16 protein-coding genes are annotated in these 16,025 nt (G+C 71.1%); 1 reads left to right on the top strand and 15 read right to left on the bottom strand.

From position 1 onward, the window contains the following. Nucleotides 1-5: 5 nt before the first annotated feature. The 12 genes from VFE05_03115 to VFE05_03060 all read right to left on the bottom strand — a co-directional run bounded on the left by VFE05_03115 (nucleotide 6) and on the right by VFE05_03060 (nucleotide 10,717). Nucleotides 6-1,415: a hypothetical protein gene (locus VFE05_03115; protein ID HET6229041.1), complete on the bottom strand. Its 1,410-nt coding sequence runs from the start codon at nucleotides 1,413-1,415 to the stop codon at nucleotides 6-8. Further along, complete coding sequence (locus tag VFE05_03110) at nucleotides 1,342-2,085, bottom strand: hypothetical protein (GenBank protein ID HET6229040.1); 744 nt, start codon at nucleotides 2,083-2,085, stop codon at nucleotides 1,342-1,344. The genes VFE05_03115 and VFE05_03110 overlap by 74 nt, the downstream gene beginning before the upstream one ends. A 384-nt stretch (nucleotides 2,086-2,469) precedes the next feature. Continuing rightward, nucleotides 2,470-2,769, bottom strand: coding sequence for a hypothetical protein (locus VFE05_03105; protein ID HET6229039.1), 300 nt, complete (start codon nucleotides 2,767-2,769; stop codon nucleotides 2,470-2,472). A gap of 566 nt (nucleotides 2,770-3,335) precedes the next feature. Then, nucleotides 3,336-3,851: a GNAT family N-acetyltransferase gene (locus VFE05_03100; GenBank protein HET6229038.1), complete on the bottom strand. Its 516-nt coding sequence runs from the start codon at nucleotides 3,849-3,851 to the stop codon at nucleotides 3,336-3,338. Between the two features lie 191 nt (nucleotides 3,852-4,042). After that, nucleotides 4,043-5,434, bottom strand: a complete 1,392-nt coding sequence (locus tag VFE05_03095) for a sorbosone dehydrogenase family protein (GenBank protein ID HET6229037.1) — start codon at nucleotides 5,432-5,434, stop codon at nucleotides 4,043-4,045. A 115-nt stretch (nucleotides 5,435-5,549) separates the two neighbouring features. Next, nucleotides 5,550-6,134 (bottom strand): hypothetical protein, encoded by a 585-nt coding sequence (locus VFE05_03090; protein ID HET6229036.1) that lies wholly within the window; start codon nucleotides 6,132-6,134, stop codon nucleotides 5,550-5,552. Nucleotides 6,135-6,237: 103 nt separating this feature from the next. Further along, nucleotides 6,238-6,924 (bottom strand): O-methyltransferase, encoded by a 687-nt coding sequence (locus tag VFE05_03085; protein HET6229035.1) that lies wholly within the window; start codon nucleotides 6,922-6,924, stop codon nucleotides 6,238-6,240. Between the two features lie 299 nt (nucleotides 6,925-7,223). Beyond that, nucleotides 7,224-8,483: an RNA polymerase sigma factor gene (locus VFE05_03080; GenBank protein HET6229034.1), complete on the bottom strand. Its 1,260-nt coding sequence runs from the start codon at nucleotides 8,481-8,483 to the stop codon at nucleotides 7,224-7,226. A gap of 8 nt (nucleotides 8,484-8,491) precedes the next feature. Beyond that, a complete protein-coding gene (locus tag VFE05_03075) occupies nucleotides 8,492-8,851 on the bottom strand; it encodes a YciI family protein (protein HET6229033.1) in 360 nt (119 codons plus the stop codon). Between the two features lie 312 nt (nucleotides 8,852-9,163). Beyond that, nucleotides 9,164-9,556, bottom strand: a complete 393-nt coding sequence (locus VFE05_03070) for a DUF3224 domain-containing protein (GenBank protein HET6229032.1) — start codon at nucleotides 9,554-9,556, stop codon at nucleotides 9,164-9,166. A 122-nt stretch (nucleotides 9,557-9,678) separates the two neighbouring features. Then, on the bottom strand, nucleotides 9,679-10,227 hold the full coding sequence (locus VFE05_03065; protein ID HET6229031.1) for a hypothetical protein: 549 nt from the start codon (nucleotides 10,225-10,227) through the stop codon (nucleotides 9,679-9,681). 13 nt (nucleotides 10,228-10,240) lie between these two features. Further along, a complete protein-coding gene (locus VFE05_03060; GenBank protein HET6229030.1) occupies nucleotides 10,241-10,717 on the bottom strand; it encodes a thioredoxin family protein in 477 nt (158 codons plus the stop codon). Between the two features lie 442 nt (nucleotides 10,718-11,159). Here VFE05_03060 and VFE05_03055 point away from each other — a divergent pair, with 442 nt between their 5' ends. Next, a complete protein-coding gene (locus VFE05_03055; protein HET6229029.1) occupies nucleotides 11,160-13,715 on the top strand; it encodes an excinuclease ABC subunit UvrA in 2,556 nt (851 codons plus the stop codon). 84 nt (nucleotides 13,716-13,799) lie between these two features. On the opposite strand, the gene VFE05_03050 is transcribed toward VFE05_03055, so the two are convergent. From VFE05_03050 to VFE05_03040, 3 genes are all read right to left on the bottom strand, one after another. After that, the gene (locus VFE05_03050) at nucleotides 13,800-14,171 is read right to left on the bottom strand and encodes a GNAT family N-acetyltransferase (protein HET6229028.1); all 372 of its coding nucleotides are present in this window, start codon (nucleotides 14,169-14,171) and stop codon (nucleotides 13,800-13,802) included. A gap of 75 nt (nucleotides 14,172-14,246) precedes the next feature. Beyond that, entirely contained in the window at nucleotides 14,247-14,465 is a 219-nt protein-coding gene (locus VFE05_03045) for a hypothetical protein (GenBank protein HET6229027.1), read from the bottom strand. A 796-nt stretch (nucleotides 14,466-15,261) separates the two neighbouring features. Continuing rightward, nucleotides 15,262-15,726, bottom strand: a complete 465-nt coding sequence (locus tag VFE05_03040; protein HET6229026.1) for a hypothetical protein — start codon at nucleotides 15,724-15,726, stop codon at nucleotides 15,262-15,264. Between the last annotated feature and the right edge of the window lie 299 nt (nucleotides 15,727-16,025).

Raw genomic sequence — 16,025 nt, 5'->3', positions numbered from 1 at the left:
AACGCTCAATCGTACCACCCTTCCAGGTACCATCCACCGCTTCCCGCGTCGCGAAAGAGCAGCCCCAGGCACCCGTCCGCCCACTCGATCGTCCAGTATTCGCGGGCACTTCCTTTCCCCCACCACAGACCCGAAACACGCTCCGGTCCCTCGGCGCGAGTTTTCCACATTCCTGGTGGACAACTCGCCCCGCCGACGCTAAATGCGGCAGGCGCGGCGGCTTGCGGCTCGACCCCGCACGGACGCCCCTCGGCGTCGCTGCGGACGCTCACCGGCAGCGGCTCCGGCAGGCGCCGCAGGCAGAGCGGCAGGTCGCCGCGCACGGGCGGATGCGCATCTCCCGACACCCCTGCGTCCTTCCCCTCCGTCTTCGCGAACGCGGCGATGCCGGCGCTGCCCAGCGGCGCCCACGTGGCGTGCTCGGCCGGCAGGTGCGCGCCCTGGTGCAGGGCCCGGCACAGCGCCTCGTCGCCCCAGCGCGCGAAGACGGGGAGCAGGGCGGAGTGAAGCGCGGCGGGGTCCGGCGCGGGCGCGCGGAAGGCGTCGAGCTGGTCGGCCCGTGCCGTCCCCTCCTCCGCCGCCTCCAGGAGCACGCCGGCCACGGGCTCGCCCGGCGGCCGCTCCTCCAGCGCGCGGCGGCAGAGGTCGGCCAGCACGCGCCCGTCCGCCGTGGGCCGCGCGGGCCGCACCTCGCGCACGTCGTCGCCACCGCCGTCCAGGCGGAGCACGAGGCGCAGGCCGGCGGGCACGCGCTGCCGCTCGCCTAGCTGGGCGGCGAGCGAGCCGACGAGGCCGGGAAGGACGAAGCGCAGCGGCTCGGTGCTGCTTATCGGCGGCTCGAAGTCCACCTCCGCGCGGGCGGCCGCGGGCGGGGCGGGGCGGAAGGGCCAGCGGGGATCGTCGCCCCGCGCCAGGCGCCACGCCGCCAGCCCCTCCGCTCCGAAGCGCAGCTCCACGTCTGCCGCGGAGAGGTCTGCCAGCCCCCCGCAGTCGCGCAGGCCCAGCAGGGAGAGCGAGGCGCGCAGCCCGGCGGGCATGGGGACGAGGCCCAGGGAGCGGCGGCGGAGATACCGTCCGTCGCCGCCGGGGGGGACGACGCGCCAGGCGCTTCCCCGCTCGCGCGTGGCCGCCGCCGCGGCGATGCAGCAGCCCGCCACGCCCACGCGCGCGTCCGGCTCGCCCGCGGCGCGCGCGGCGTCCAGGAGCGCCCGCGCCACCGCCGCGTCCCCACCGCGCCGCTCCATGCCCGACGCGTCGGCCCACAGCGCGCCGGGGTGGCCGCGCACGGGGGTGACCCGCGGCGCCGCGGCCAGCAGCGCCCCGGCCAGCGCCGCGCGGCGCTCAGGCGCGGGCGGGGGCCCTCCGGTCCGGGGCGAAGGGACCCGTATGCAGGCGATGCGGCGGTTCGTGGACAAGCTCCAGCTCCCTTTCTCCCGTGCGCGCTCCCGTTCCCTTGGCCACCCTCACCCCGCCGCGCCGCCGGAAGCGCCCTCCCACCCGCAGGCCCGCGCCGCCGCCCGGCCCGCGCCGGAACTCCAGCCGCACGTCGGCCCGCCACCCCGCGTGGTCCGTCTCGCTGGAGACGAGGATCGCGGCGCCCGTCTCACGGGCCAGCGCGCGCAGCCGGTGCGCCTCCACGGGCGCGGGCGGGGGCCCGTCCAGCACCACCAGCGCGAAGGCGCCCGTGCGCAGCAGCGCCTCGGCCACCCACGCTCCCTCGTCCGCGCTGCCGGCCGTGGGCGGACGCGCGACCCACAGCCCGGGGGCGGACGAGCCGCCGGCGCACCACGCCGCCGCGTCCAACGTGCGGGTGGCGTCCACCAGCGCCACGCGCTCGCCCAGCGCGCAGGCCCGCTCCACCACCAGCCGCAGCGCGGCGGTGCGGCCGGACGTGGCCTGGCCCGTCCACAGCGAGATGGCCCGGCGCGGCACCCCTTCGGGGACCAGCGCGTCGAGCATCCAGACGCCCGTGGCGAACCCCGGGGGCGCGGCTTCGGCGGGCTGGCCGGGGCGCGGCAGGATGGCCCCGCCGAACCGCCGCTCCAGCTCCGCGCGCAGGCGGAAAAGGTCTGGCGCTGCGCTCAAGCGTCTCCTCCGGAGCGGGAATGTTGCGGTGGACATGCGAGATGCGATTTCATGTGCGCAAGCATAATACCGAATAAACGCCGAAAGCAAGGGAGGCGTCTCCCCGGCTTCCGGCGCGGTTCGCGTGAATGGCTTGTTTGCTGGATTCTACGGGGCTGCGGAGAGCGGACGGGGCGGGGCGCAGGAGCAGCGGAAGGGAAAGGCAGCGGGCAATGCAGTGTCCATCATGTCAACATCCATTGTCCACGTCGTCTACATTATGTCCATGGTGTGAACTTCCATTGCACGCGTGAAGGGTGCGGTCGGCGGCGAAAAACAAGCGGAAGGATGGGCCGGCTCCCCGCCGCCGCGTCCGGACGCGGCGGCGATGCGGGGGCCGGTGCCCTACTCCTCGCCTTCCTTCTTCCCGTACGTCGCGCGCAGCTCGGCCACCCACTTCGGACGCTGCCTGCCGCTGGCGTCGTAGCCGCGGGCCAGCGTGTCGAGCATGCCCTCGGTGGCGGAACGCTTGGGCGTGGGCGACAAGTCGTGGGTGAGGATGGCGATGGCCGCCGACGCGTCCTCCTTCCCCACCTCCTGCGCGGGGTGCGCGCCGTGCTGCACGTACCACACGCGCAGGCGGTGCAGCGTGGGTGCGTACGGCTCGGTGCCGTCGATGAACTTCCGCAGCCCGGTGGGGCTCATTCCGATCTCGCGCGCCACCCTTCGGAGCGACGTCGCGAGGACCCGCGCGGCCACCATCTCACGAATGTGCCTGATGGAAGCCTGCTTCGGGTCATGCTGGTTGGGGACATCCATTTGCGGTCTCCGCACGATGGTTTCACCTCTACACTGCCGACAACGACTACATCATAATACCGAATAAAACCCGAAGCAAGCTCTCCAGCGTGCCGGCCGCGCAATAAGGACACTGTTTACACGGAGCGGGTTTGGGCCACCGGCCGCCCACGGCAGCCCTCAGTTTACGTGCTTTATGCGATTGCGCAATGAACCGGCTGGAATTGCAGGTGAAATGGACAGTGTGGATTACACACAAGGTCGCGTACGGCACGGTGCGTGAGACGTGTCGGCCAGGACACCAAAGGAGCGGCTGTGCAGGCGCACCCCGCGGCTGGGAATTGAGCCTGAGAGGATGCATGCACACGGAAGAGGGGAGGACCGCGACGCGATCCTCCCCTCTTCCCAGCAGCCGACGTGCAGCGCGAGAGTCTCCGGTCCGAGAGGGGGCGTCTCTTCTATTCCGGAGCTCGTCAGCCCGTGGGCGGATACGCGTAGACGAGCGCAGGGGCGCCGAAGAACTCGAGCTCGCCTTGCAGGACCGCGCCCAAGCCCTCGGCGACGCGGACGGAGCCGGCGTTCTCCGCGCGGATGAGGCTGATGACGCGCTCGCGGCCCAGCACCTCGCGCGCGTAGGCGAGGGCGGCGCGGGCACCCTCGCTCGCGTAGCCGCGGCCCCAGAAGTTGCGGCCAAGGGTGTACCCCAGCTCAAAGCCCGGCCAGCCTTCCGGCTCGAACAGGCCGATGCGGCCCATGAGCACTCCGGTCGCGCGCTCCTCGACCGCCCAGATGCCGAAGCCGCGCAGCTCCCAGTGCCCCACGAAGAATGCCATCTGCCGCCACGCGTCGACTCGCCCGAGCGGCTTGCCGTCGCCGAGGAAGCGCGTGACCTCGGGGTCCGCGACGATGGCGGCGTACGCGTCCAGGTCGCCGTCGCGGAACGGCCGCAGCAGCAGCCGCTCGGTCGTGAGGGTGGGGATGCTCGTCATCCGTCACACGTCGAACGGGGGGATGTGAAGCGATTCGGCGCGCGCTGTCCGGGAGCGAGACAGCGTGCGCCGCATCTGCCGAACACCTTCACGCATCTACCGAAAACGCGTTCGGGAGATGCGCGGCGCTGCATCGAACGAACGATCATGCCGATAGGAGGCCGATCACCATCGACCGCGTCCGGCCGGGTTCAGCGGCCGCCCGAAGCGGTGACGCGCCAGACGGTGTTGCCCACGTCGTCGGCTACCAGCAGCGCACCCTTCGAATCGACCGCGACGCCCACGGGCCGGCCGAGCGCGTCGCCGGAGCGAACGAAGCCGGTGAGGACGTCCACCGGCGGGCCGGACGGTTTGCCGGCGGTGAAGGGGACGAAGATCACGCGGTAGCCGCTGAGCGGGCTGCGGTTCCACGAGCCGTGCTGCCCCACGAACATCCCCCGCCCGAACGGCAGCGCCGCGTTCGCGGACCACGCCAGGCCGAGGGAGGCGGTGTGCGGGCCCAGCGCGTAGTCCGGCACGATGGCGGCGGCGACCAGGTCCGGCCGCTGCGGCTTGACGCGCGTGTCCACGTGGGCGCCGTAGTAGCTGTACGGCCAGCCGTAGAACCCGCCGTCGCGGACCGAAGTCATGTAGTCCGGCACCAGGTCGCTGCCGATCTCGTCGCGCTCGTTCACCGACGTCCACAGCGCGCCCGTCTCCGGCTCCCACGCCATGCCCACGGGGTTGCGCAGGCCCGAGGCGAACACGCGGTGCGCACCCGTGGCGGCATCCACCTGCCAGATGGCGGCGCGGCCTTCCTCGGCGCGCATCCCGTTCTCGCCCACGTTGCTGTTGGAGCCCACGGAGACATAGAGCTTCGACCCGTCGGCAGATGCGACGACGTTCTTCGTCCAGTGGTGGTTGATGCGCCCCGCAGGCAGCGCCACCACGGGCGTGCCCGCCGCGGCGATCCGCATCTCCCCGGCGGAGTAGGGGAAGCGCACCACCGCGTCGCTGTTCGCCACGTAGAGCTGCCCGCCCGCCAGCGCCATCCCGAACGGCGAGTTCTGCCCCTCCAGGAAGATGGAGCGCACGTCGGCCACGCCGTCTCCGTCGGTGTCGCGCAGCAGGGTGATGCGGTTCGCGCTGGGCACCGCCGCGCCCGCCTCCTTCATGAAGATGCCCATGAAGAAGCCCTTGAGCCCCTTGCCGTCGTCCGGCTTGGGCGGGGCGTTGGTCTCGGCCACCAGCACGTCGCCGTTGGGCAGCACGTACAGCCAACGCGGGTGGTGCAGCCCCGTGGCGAACGCCGCCACGCGCGTGCCGGGCGCGGCGGTGGGCGTGGCGCCCGCCGGCCAGCCGTGTGCGCGGGCCACCTTCACCAGCGGGATCACCGACTTGCGTGGCGCGGGCAGCGTGGGGCTGGGCCCCGTCCCCGCGGACACGGGCAGGCGCGCCCCGCCCCCGCAAGCAGACGTGACGACGAGTGAGGATGCGAGCAGGAGCGCAGCGGCCGAACGTCTGGACGGGATCATCGTCGCCTCCACCGCCGGGTGTGAGCACGCGAACCACCCGGCGCGCACGGAAGCGCCCCGGGCCGTCATCCCCCTCCGCAAGACCGCTGCCTGCCGCCCTCCCGCCGTGCAAGGCGGTTTTTCGTCGATGCGGCGAACCGTGCCTTGCGGTACTACACGGCGGCAAGCTCGCTCGCTTCCAAAGTCAGGGGCGCCGGATTCGGGCACAGAGGGCGCGGAACTCCGCCTCACCGCCGCGGCGCATAATCAGCGGCACCCAGCCGTTCGTCTCCGGGTCCGCGGTGCTGCTGATGGCCGACGTGCCGCGCCGCCAGTGGAACTCCGCCTCCAGGTTCAGCCGGTCGCCGGCCCAGGCGCCGCGCACCACGCTCAGCTCCAGCCCGTCCGGCGGCGGCTTCACCGATGGGCTGACGCCCACCTGCATCTGCGTAGCCATGCGGTTGCCGGGGTCGCCGCCCGCGCTGTACGGGACCACGGCGCCGCGGGCGTCGCACACCAGCGCGCTGCCTTCGATGCTCGGGCACCGCGGGCACGGGGAGCGGTCGTTCTCCGGGAACCAGCGGTGCAGCTCCAGCAGCAGCGCGCGTGGCTGGCCGCCGCCGGTGACCATCTGGCCCACCCACGTGCCGGTGAGCGTGGGACGGCCGCTGCCTTCGTCGGCCCACGCGTACAGCCACGCGTCCGCCTGCCGGTTCACCCACCACGCGCCCAGGAAGAACACCGCGGCGGCGCACGCGGTCCGCGTCTGGCGCGGAGTGAGGCTCAGCATGCGGCTCCCAGTCGTGAAGGTGGATGCACGGCCCGCGTTTCTGCACCGCACCGTGTACCATCGCGGGTGATGCCGAGCCGTTAGCGGAGGTCGGGAGATGCGTTCAGGCGGATTCGGGCGCGTCCTCCGTCACCAGCACGAAGGCGAGGCCGTCGTAGCCCTTCACGCCGACCGTCTGGACGACGGTAGCCTTCACGCGCGGCTCGGCGGCGGCCATCTCCACGAACCTGCGGACGCCCTGCACCGCCGCGTCGTCGCTCTGGGCGTCGACCACTTCGCCGTCGCGCACCACGTTGTCCACGATGATCATCGTGCCGCGGCGCGCCAGGCGAAGCGCCCAGGTGAAGTACGCGGGAATGTTAGCCTTGTCCGCGTCGATGAAGATGAGGTCGAACGGTCCGAGTCCCTCCGCCGCGAGCTGCGGCAGCGTCTCCAGCGCAGGCCCAAGCCGAAGCTCCACGACCTCCGACAGCCCTGCACGCTCGAAGTTGCCGCGCGCGACCTCGGCGTGCAGCGGGTCGATCTCCAGCGTCACCAGGCGCCCGCCGTGCGGCAGCGCGCGTGCGAGCCAGATCGTGCTGTAGCCGCTGAGCGTGCCGATCTCCAGGATCGTCCGCGCACCCTGCGCCGCCGCGAGCAGGTGCAGCAGCATCCCCTGGTTGGGCGCGACCTGGATGGACGGGATGCCCGCCGCGTCGCTCGCCGCCGCCGCTGCGTCCAGCACCTCGTCCGCCGGCAGCAGCATCCCGCAGAAGTAGTCGTCCACGCGGTTCCAAACGTCTTCGTTCATCGGAAGTCTCGTCGATAGAGTTTGGCTGGGATTTGCGATCCGAGGCGATGGTGCTGGGGAAAGCGTGCCCCCTCCCCCGGCCCCTCCCCCGCAAGCGGGAGAGGGGAGAACTGCATGTGGGAGATTGGGTTAGCGGAGTTTTCCGTGGTGCTGACAGCTGCTTCGGTTTTCCGGCGTGCTAGAGTCGCGCTCGCACCACTACGTGATCTTCACCGCCGGATGGAGGATCGCGCACAACGTGCTACGGATCGACCTGGCTTCCCCTCGGTGAGGCAGTTCGGGGGAAGGAAGGAACAACGTCACCCCTCCAGCTCGGCGATTCGGCGCTGGAGGAAGCGGCGCTCGGGCTCCTGGCGCGCGAGGGCGAGGGCGCGCTCGTACGACTCGCGCGCGTCGGCGGTGCGGCCGAGGCGGCGGCACAGGTCGGCACGGGCGGAGTGGGCCAGGTGGTAGTCCGCCAGCTCGCCGCGCGCGAGCAGGGCGTCGATCCGCGCCAGGCCGGCCGCGGGGCCGTCGCGCATGGCGAGCGCCGCGGAGCGGTTCAGCTCCACCACGGGCGACGGGTCCGCGCGCATCAGCACGTCGTAGAGGCCGACGATCTGCGCCCAATCGGTCGCCGCAGCCGTCTCGGCTTCGGCGTGCACCGCGGCGACGGCGGCTTGCAGCGCGTACGGGCCGAAGCGCCGCGACCGCAGCGCGCGCTCCACCCGCAGGCAGCCCTCGGCGATGAGGGCGCGGTCCCAACGCGAACGGTCTTGCTCGTCCAGCAGCACCAGCTCGCCATCGGCCGTGGTGCGGGCGGCGCGACGGGACTCGTGCAGCAGCATCAGCGCCAGCAGGCCATCCACCTCCGGCTCGTCCGGCATCAGCTCCGCCAGCAGGCGCCCCAGCCGGATCGCCTCGGCACACAGGTCCGCGCGCGTGAGCGACCCGCCCGCCGACGCGGAGTAGCCCTCGTTGAAGACGAGATAGACGACGTGCAGCACCGCGTCCAGCCGCTCCGGCAGGTCCGCGCGCGACGGCACCTGGTACGGGATGCGGGCGCCGCGGATCTTCGCCTTTGCACGCACGATGCGCTGGGCGAGCGTGGGCGCGCCCGTCAGGAAGGCGCGCGCGATCTCCTCCGTCGTCAGCCCGCACACCTCGCGCAGCGTGAGCGCCACCCGCGCATCGGGCGAGAGCGCCGGGTGGCAGCAGGTGAACACCAGCCGCAGCCGGTCGTCCTCCACGCCGTCCCCGTCATCCTCCTCCGCGTCTCGATCCGAATAGAGCCGGTCCGCCACCTCGGCCAGCGACGCGTCGAAGCGCGCGCGCCGGCGGATGGCGTCGATCGCCTTGAAGCGTCCGGCGGAGACGAGCCACGCGCGCGGGTTGGACGGCGCACCCTCGCGCGGCCAGCGTTGCATGGCGGCGGTGAACGCGTCGTGCATCGCCTCCTCGGCGAGGTCGAAGTCGCCGAGGAGGCGGATCAGCGTGGCGAGCACGCGGCGCGACTCGGCGCGGTAGACGGCATCCACCGCCGCCCGCGCCTCGTCGGCCGCATGCCCTTCCGTCGTCACCCGAGGCGCTACGGCTGCGGCCCGAACACCATCACCGGCCGCACCTCTATGCTGCCCGTGCGGGCCGACGGGATGCGCGACGCGAGTTGGATCGCCTCGTTCAGGTCTCCCGCCTCCAGCATGTAGAAGCCGCCCAGCTGCTCCTTCGTCTCCGCGAACGGGCCGTCGGTGGTGGACGTCTTCCCGTTGCGGATGCGCACCGTCGTCGCGGTCGCCACCGGCTGCAGCGCCTCGCCGGCCACGTAGTGCCCGCTGTCGCGCGTGGCCTGAGTGAACGCGCCGTACTCGCCCAGGAACGCGGCGGACGCGGCGGCATCCATCGTATCGAGCGTCTTCTCGTCGTCGTAGATCAAGCAGAGGTACTTCATGGCTTCCTCCCGGATGGGTGGTCGAACCTGCATGGACACCCCTAGTCGAACAGGATTGCCTCGTTTCGACATCTCCCTTGCCGTGTGATGTCGAGCCGGACTCCGCCGAACGTTTACGGCAGACGCAAAGACGGTCGATCGAGGATATGCAGCCCGATTTGCTGATCCAGCCAAGATGCTGCGGAACGCCGAAAAGCGCATCACCCGTGCTCTTCCGAGGCGGAGCGGGAGGATGCGCAGATGACGGTTCGCACGAAGCCGCGCATCTCCACGGACGAATTCGGGAGATGCGCGGCTGGGTAGATGCTTGAGCTAGGGCGCTTCGGGCAGCGTGTAGTCGAAGCCGTAGGCGTGCTTGCCGCCGGTGATGTCGATGGTCATGGTGCCCGCCAGGCCGGCCAGCTCGCCCGTGCCGGAGTCCGGCACCACGCTCACGGTGAGGGTCGGCGCGCCGCGGTTCATGGTGCCGCTGTGCTGGAGCACGAAGGTGCCCGCGCGGCCGTGGAGGGTGCCGCTCACCTGCTCCATCGCCACGTACCCGGCCGAGCCCTGCACCGCCGTGCCGAACATCACCATCTCGCCGTGGCTGGTGGCCTCCAGGTCGCCGTGGAACTGCTTGTCGATGGCCATGCGCCCCAGCACGCCGTGCACGGTCTCCTGCGGCGTCAGCTTCACCTCGAACGGCCCGCTCGCGCGAGTGGTCACGGCATCTCTCCCGTCGTTGTTGGCCTCTGGATGCGAGAACGGCATCCGCGTGCCGGAAGATGCACGGAGATGCCGCCGGTCGAAAGGCTGCGCTACGGGAGATGCGCGGCGGCGCGCGACCGTCAGGGCAGCGCGATGCTCACCCGCCGGCCGATGGCCGGGGCCAGGCAGTTGCTCTCGCTGCACGACATGTACGTGACCGAAAGCTCCGCCTCGCGCGCGCCGGCGGCGACCGTCACCGGCTGGCGCAGCGTGACGGGGCCCGCGGGATACACCGGGAACGTGAGCCCCAGTAGCGGGATGTGCAGATCGCTCGTCGCCCTGTCCGCCGTGAGCGGGCCCGCCGCCTTCAACGCGGGCGACGAGACGATCTCCATCAGCGTCGGCTGGCCGATGCCGTCGATCCCGCCCTTCGGCAGGTCCTTGCCGTACAGGTGGAAGCCCGGCCGCGTGGGTGTGAAACGACCCGCCAGCCACGTCTTCCCCGCCGTGTCGCGCTCCACCGCGATCTCCACCGCCACGTCGCGCTCCGTGAACGCCGCCACCACGGAGTGCCCCGCGCCGCCGGACCGGTGGCCCACGACCCCGGAGGCGTAGGCGCCCGCCAGGGCCAGCACCAGCAAGGCCGGCACGGCGGCCACCACAAGTCCGCGCTTCTTCAGCTTCATCATCGAGCCGGTCCCGTCAGGCGGCCGGCGCAGCCCAGCGGCGCAGCATCGCCAGGACCTGTGCCGGGTTCATGCGGCGCGCACTCTCTAGGGCGCCGTCGCGCGTGGTGGCGACCATCCGGCCGGTGGGTGCGACCACGACCACGGCGGGAACACCACCCTCGATGGGGCTGCCGAACTTCTTCACCAGGTCCAGGTTGTGGTCGAACTGGCCCACGTCCACGCGCACCACGTGGTAGTGCGCGTCCAGGTACGCCGCCACGTCCGCATCCTGGAACAGCCGGTCCAGGATCACGCAGTCCAGGCACCAATCCGCCCCGAAGTCGATCAGCACCAGCTTGTGGTCCGCCCGCGCCGCCACCATCGCCGAGTCGATCTCCGCGCGTGCGTTCGCGCGCGGGTTGTACAGCCGCTGCGCGTGCGCCTGGCTCGCGCACGTGAGCGCGACGGCGGCCGCGAGCGCGAGCAGCGCCCTGCGCGGAGTGGTGTTCATGACAGGTGTCCTTTGGAGAGGTTCCGGCCCGCGAGCAGCCGGCCGGAGAAACGTATGTGGGGAAGCGTAAGCTACTCACGCCGTCTCACCGGAACAAGCCTCCAGCCGATCGTAAGGAGCGAAGCCGGTAGGCCATCGGCGCGGAAAGGCGCCCCCTCCCCCGGCCCCTCCCCCGCAAGCGGGAGAGGGGAGAACTGCTTTACGGCGTTGAGGTTATCTCGGTTCGAAGTTGGACGCTCCGCCGTAGCCGCAGCCCAGCCGTGGACTAGGCTCCCCTCCCCCAGGCAGTTTGGGGGGAGGCTGGGGGAGGGGGCCCGCTGCCGCCGCGATACATCACCGATTCGCTGCATGGCACGAGTCTGGCCCGTCGCGCGGCGATCTCTCGTGACGGCGAGTACGCTGGCGCGTGCCCATCTCCCGCAACGCAGGTGCGCAGTCTCACATGGCCCAGGCGGACAGGCCCCGTTCCGGTGACGGCGGGGAGGAAGGCTTCGGCGGGTTCGTGACCGTGCGCGGGGCGCGCGAGCACAACCTGAAGAACGTAGATCTGCGCATCCCCCGCGACGCGCTGGTGGTGTTCACCGGCGTGTCCGGCTCGGGCAAGTCTTCGCTCGCCTTCGGCACCCTCTACGCCGAGGCGCAGCGGCGCTACCTCGAATCCGTCGCGCCGTACGCACGCCGGCTCTTCCACCAGATGGGCGTGCCGGAGGTGGACGAGATCGAGGGCCTGCCGCCCGCCGTGGCGCTCCAGCAGCAGCGCGGCGCGCCCACCACGCGCTCGTCCGTGGGCAGCGTCACCACGCTGTCGAACCTCGTCCGAATGCTGTACTCGCGCGCCGGGGACTATCCGCCCGGCCAATCCATCGTCTACGCCGAAGGCTTCTCGCCCAACACGCCGGAGGGCGCGTGCCCGCGGTGCCACGGCCAGGGCCGCATCTACGAGGTGACGGAGCAGTCGATGGTGCCGGACGACTCGCTCACCATCCGCGAGCGGGCGATCGCCGCTTGGCCGCAGGCATGGGGCGGCCAGAACCAGCGCGACATCCTCGTCACGCTGGGCTACGACGTGGACCGGCCGTGGCGCGACCTGCCCAAGAAGCAGCGGGACTGGATCCTCTTCACCGAGGAGCAGCCGGTCGTGCCCGTCTACCCCGGCCGCACGCCGGAGCAGACGCGTCGGGCGGTGGAGCGGAAGGAGCCGCCGGACTACATGGGCACCTTCACCAGCGCCCGCCGGCACGTGCTGCACACCTTCGCCAACACGCAGAGCCCGCTCATGAAGAAACGGGTGATGCAGTACATGCTGGGCACCGACTGCCCGCTCTGCCACGGCAAGCGGCTGCGGCCCGAGGCGCTGACCGTGACCTTCGCCGGGTACGACATCGCGGACTTTTCGCGTCTGCCCCTCGCCCGCGTGCGCGACTTGCTGCGCCCGTACGCCGCGGGCACGCTGGCGGGAGATGCGAAAGAGGCCGCCGCGCACCCGGAGAAGGCGCTCGTCGCCCGCCGCATCGCCGAGGACCTGTGCGGCCGCGTGGAGGTGCTGCTGGACCTGGGGCTCGGCTATCTCTCGATGGATCGCAGCACGCCCACGCTCTCGCCCGGCGAGCTCCAGCGGCTGCGGCTCGCCACGCAGGTGCGCTCGAACCTCTTCGGCGTCGTCTACGTGCTCGACGAGCCATCCGCCGGCCTCCACCCGGCGGACACCGAGGCGCTGCTCGCCGCGCTCGACCGGCTGAAGGCATCCGGCAATTCGCTCTTCGTGGTGGAGCACGACCTAGACGTGGTCCGCCACGCGGATTGGATCGTGGACGTAGGACCCGGTGCGGGCGAGGGAGGCGGCCACGTGCTCTACAGCGGCCCGCCGGCGGGTCTGGCGAAGGTGGAAGAGTCGCAGACGCGCCGCCACCTCTTCGCGGAGCACGCGCCGGAGCCGCGCACGCCGCGTGAGCCGAAGGGCTGGCTGCGGCTGACCGGCGTCACGCGTAACAACCTGCACGAGCTGGACGTGGAGTTCCCGCTGGGCGTCTTTACCACCGTCACCGGCGTGTCCGGCTCCGGCAAGAGCAGTCTGGTGAGCCAGGTGCTCGTGGAGCTGGTCGCCGAAGCCCTGGGCCACGACGTGCCTGCGGATGACGACGAGACGGATGCACTGGATGGAGGCGCCGTGCCCACGCTGGGCGGGCGGATCACGGGCGGGATGGAAGGCGTGAAGCGGCTCGTGCGGGTCGATCAGCGGCCCATCGGCCGGACGCCGCGGTCGAACCTGGCGACGTACACCGGCCTCTTCGACCACGTCCGCAAGCTGTTCGCGGCAACGAAGGAGGCGAAGAAGCGGCGGTACGATGCGGGCCGCTTCTCGTTCAACGTGGCCAAGGGCCGCTGCGAGACGTGCGAGGGCGAGGGCTTCGTATCCGTCGAGCTGCTGTTCCTGGCGAGCGTGTACGCGCCATGCCCCACCTGCCACGGCGCCCGCTACAACGCGCAGACGCTGGAGGTCATGTACCGCGGCAGGAACGTCGCCGAGGTGCTGGGGATGACGGTGGAGGCCGCCCGCGACTTCTTCGCAGACGAGCCGCACGTGGCCCGTTCGCTGGACGTGCTGCGGCAGGTGGGGCTGGGCTACCTGCGCCTGGGCCAGCCCGCGACGGAGCTCTCCGGCGGCGAGGCGCAGCGCATTAAGCTGGCGACCGAGCTTCAGCGCATGCAGCGCGGCAACACGCTCTACATCCTCGACGAGCCCACCACCGGCCTCCACCCGTCGGACGTGGAGCGGCTGGTGGAGCAGCTCGACGGCCTGGTGGAAGCCGGCAACACCGTCATCGTGGTCGAGCACGACATGCGCGTGATCGCCGCCAGCGACTGGGTGATGGACATCGGCCCCGGCGCCGGCGAAGAAGGCGGCCGCCTCGTCGCCTGCGGCCCGCCGGCGGAGGTGGCGACCGCGCGGGGCAGTCGGACGGCGCCGTACCTCGCGCGTTACATCGCCAACACATAACGAGGCCGCGCCGTCACGATTGACGATACGGCCCCGGGGGCCATCTCACAGAGATTGCGCGCGCGCACCGGGTCAGGTCCGCAGCTACAGTGATTTCCGAAAGTGGATCGCGCGCTCGACCTCTTCGAAGCCGAACGCCTTGTGCGCCCGCTCGCTCATCTCGTTGTGCAGCTCCGTGTCCGACGCGAGCTGGTGAAAGCCGTGCTCCCGCGCCCACTGCTCGGCCGCGCGGAGCAGCGCGTGGCCGATGCCTGAACGCCGCGCATCCGGGTCCACGTACCAGCTTTCCACGTGCGGCGTGGGCCCGGAGCACCCTTCTGCATAACCACGCACCGACATCTCCAGAAAACCGGACAGGCGAACTGTCGGGCCGCGTGCTGACGAAGACGGCCACCAGCGTCGGCTCTCCCGACCGTCGCCCCGCGAGGAAGGCGTCCACCACGCCCTCGTGCTCATCGGCTGCATGCGGATACATCCCCGTCAGCAGCCGGACCCATTCGTCACGGTCAGCGGTGTCGACGACTCGTATGTTTACTTGCATGCAGATAATTCACCAGCAGGGGAGCGGCTCGGCTGTATCTGGACCGAGTTGGAAACGGCGGCGAGAATCGACGCGAGGTACGCACCGTGAACAGCGGCGATGTCGACTTCGCGGACCACCAGGCTGCACAACTCGGAGAGGATCGCGCCGCCGAGTAGAAGCTCGTCGTCGCGACGTCGGAAGTACTCCATTCGCTCGCTCTCAGTCACCGGACTTTCGAAAGCTGTTGTAGGCACCGGAACTTGGCCGCGGCAAACCGGAATGCTAGGCAAAGCACGCAAGGGTGGACGACCAGCGAATATACCGTGGCCTACGTGCGACTTTACCAACGGGCTAACGCTGGAGTTTAGCTGAACCGATCCGTTAGGCCGCTGCGCGGAGCCGAACGTGCCGATAGCCCGCCACGACCAGCAGTCCCATCACCCCGATGCCCGCCCACGCCAACCACCGGAAGACGGGTGGCGGAACGGCCTCGACGCGGGCGACGGCCGGGGCCGAGTCGCGGAGCACCCGGTTCAGTCGCGTCGCGGCCACAGCGGCTGCCGACGAGGCGTCCGCGCCCTCGAACTCGGCGGCGAACACGGTGCGGGCAGGCGACTCGAGGTACAGGAGAGGAGGACGCGTGCTTCGCCGCGCCGCTGCGGCATGACGCGCACCACGGCCGACGCGTCGGGGCCGAGCGGAACGACCCAGCGCTGGTTTCGGATGCTCCCGTCTGTTCGAGCACGCACGCCACCTGCTGCGTCCGCTCGCACGTGACCACGTACCGATGCACTGGCACCCGGTAGAGCATGACGGCACAGAGGCCCAGCAGAAGGGCGAGGCCCGCCAGCGCGCCGATCGAAGTTCGAGACATGAAACGCATGGAGGAAGTGTACAGAATTGGGTAGCGGGCGGTGCTCGAGGTGCGGGGCCGGCGCAAGCCTGTCCACGGCGAAAGCATGATGGCCCGCGTATCCCGTGCAGCCGCTTGTCAGGCCGCGGGCGCGACGGACGCGCGGCCCTTCACTCGACTAATAGATAGTACACGTCCGTCCGGGGCTGCGCGCCGCTCGGATTCCAGTGCCCATACACCTCCCAGCGCGGGCCGCGAGCGCGCGCCCCCTGCGCACGGCACCAGGCGATCACCGCTGCGTGCGTCACACCGAGCCGGCCGTCGCCCCAGTGCGTGGCCGTGGCTACCTGGCCCGCGGGGAGTTCGGCGTATTGCACCGAGCCAGCCGCTTGGAACGGCGCGGCGACCCCGACACCAAACCCGACCTCCACCTCGCCGTCTGAACCGTCCCGGTATAGGAAGACGTTCTGCCCGTCCAGAGCGACCGCGCCGTCGCGCGCCGCCGCATAGACCTGATCAAGGTACGCTGCGAACGCGGCGGGGACGCGCTCCGCCGCGAGCCGGGCGTGTACGGCGGCGATGCCTCGCGTCCGCGCCGTGTGCACCGAAACCGTATGACTCGGATCCACTGCCATGGTGCCTCTCTGATCGATCACCGGCGGCTGCCGCGATGTTTGTTCAGCGGCCTAACGAAACAAGGGTCAGGGGTGCGGGGCCGGCGCGCAAGCCTTTCGTCGCGCCAAAAGTATGGACGGCCCCGCATCCCCTGCAGCCGATTGTTAGGCCGCACGCTGCTCCACACCAGAAGGTAGCGATGTTGGAAAGCCTCGACGTGCCTTGGCTGCGCCGGGGTCCAGCGAGCACCAAACTTCATCGCCCGCGTAAACGCGCACTGTGCGCCGATGGCACAGGCTGCGCATCCGCACCCGGCTCG

Source organism: Longimicrobiaceae bacterium (assembly GCA_035696245.1).
Lineage (GTDB): Bacteria > Gemmatimonadota > Gemmatimonadetes > Longimicrobiales > Longimicrobiaceae > DASRQW01.
Note: the sequence above shows the minus strand (reverse complement) of the source record. Positions and strands in the feature narration are given on the sequence as shown.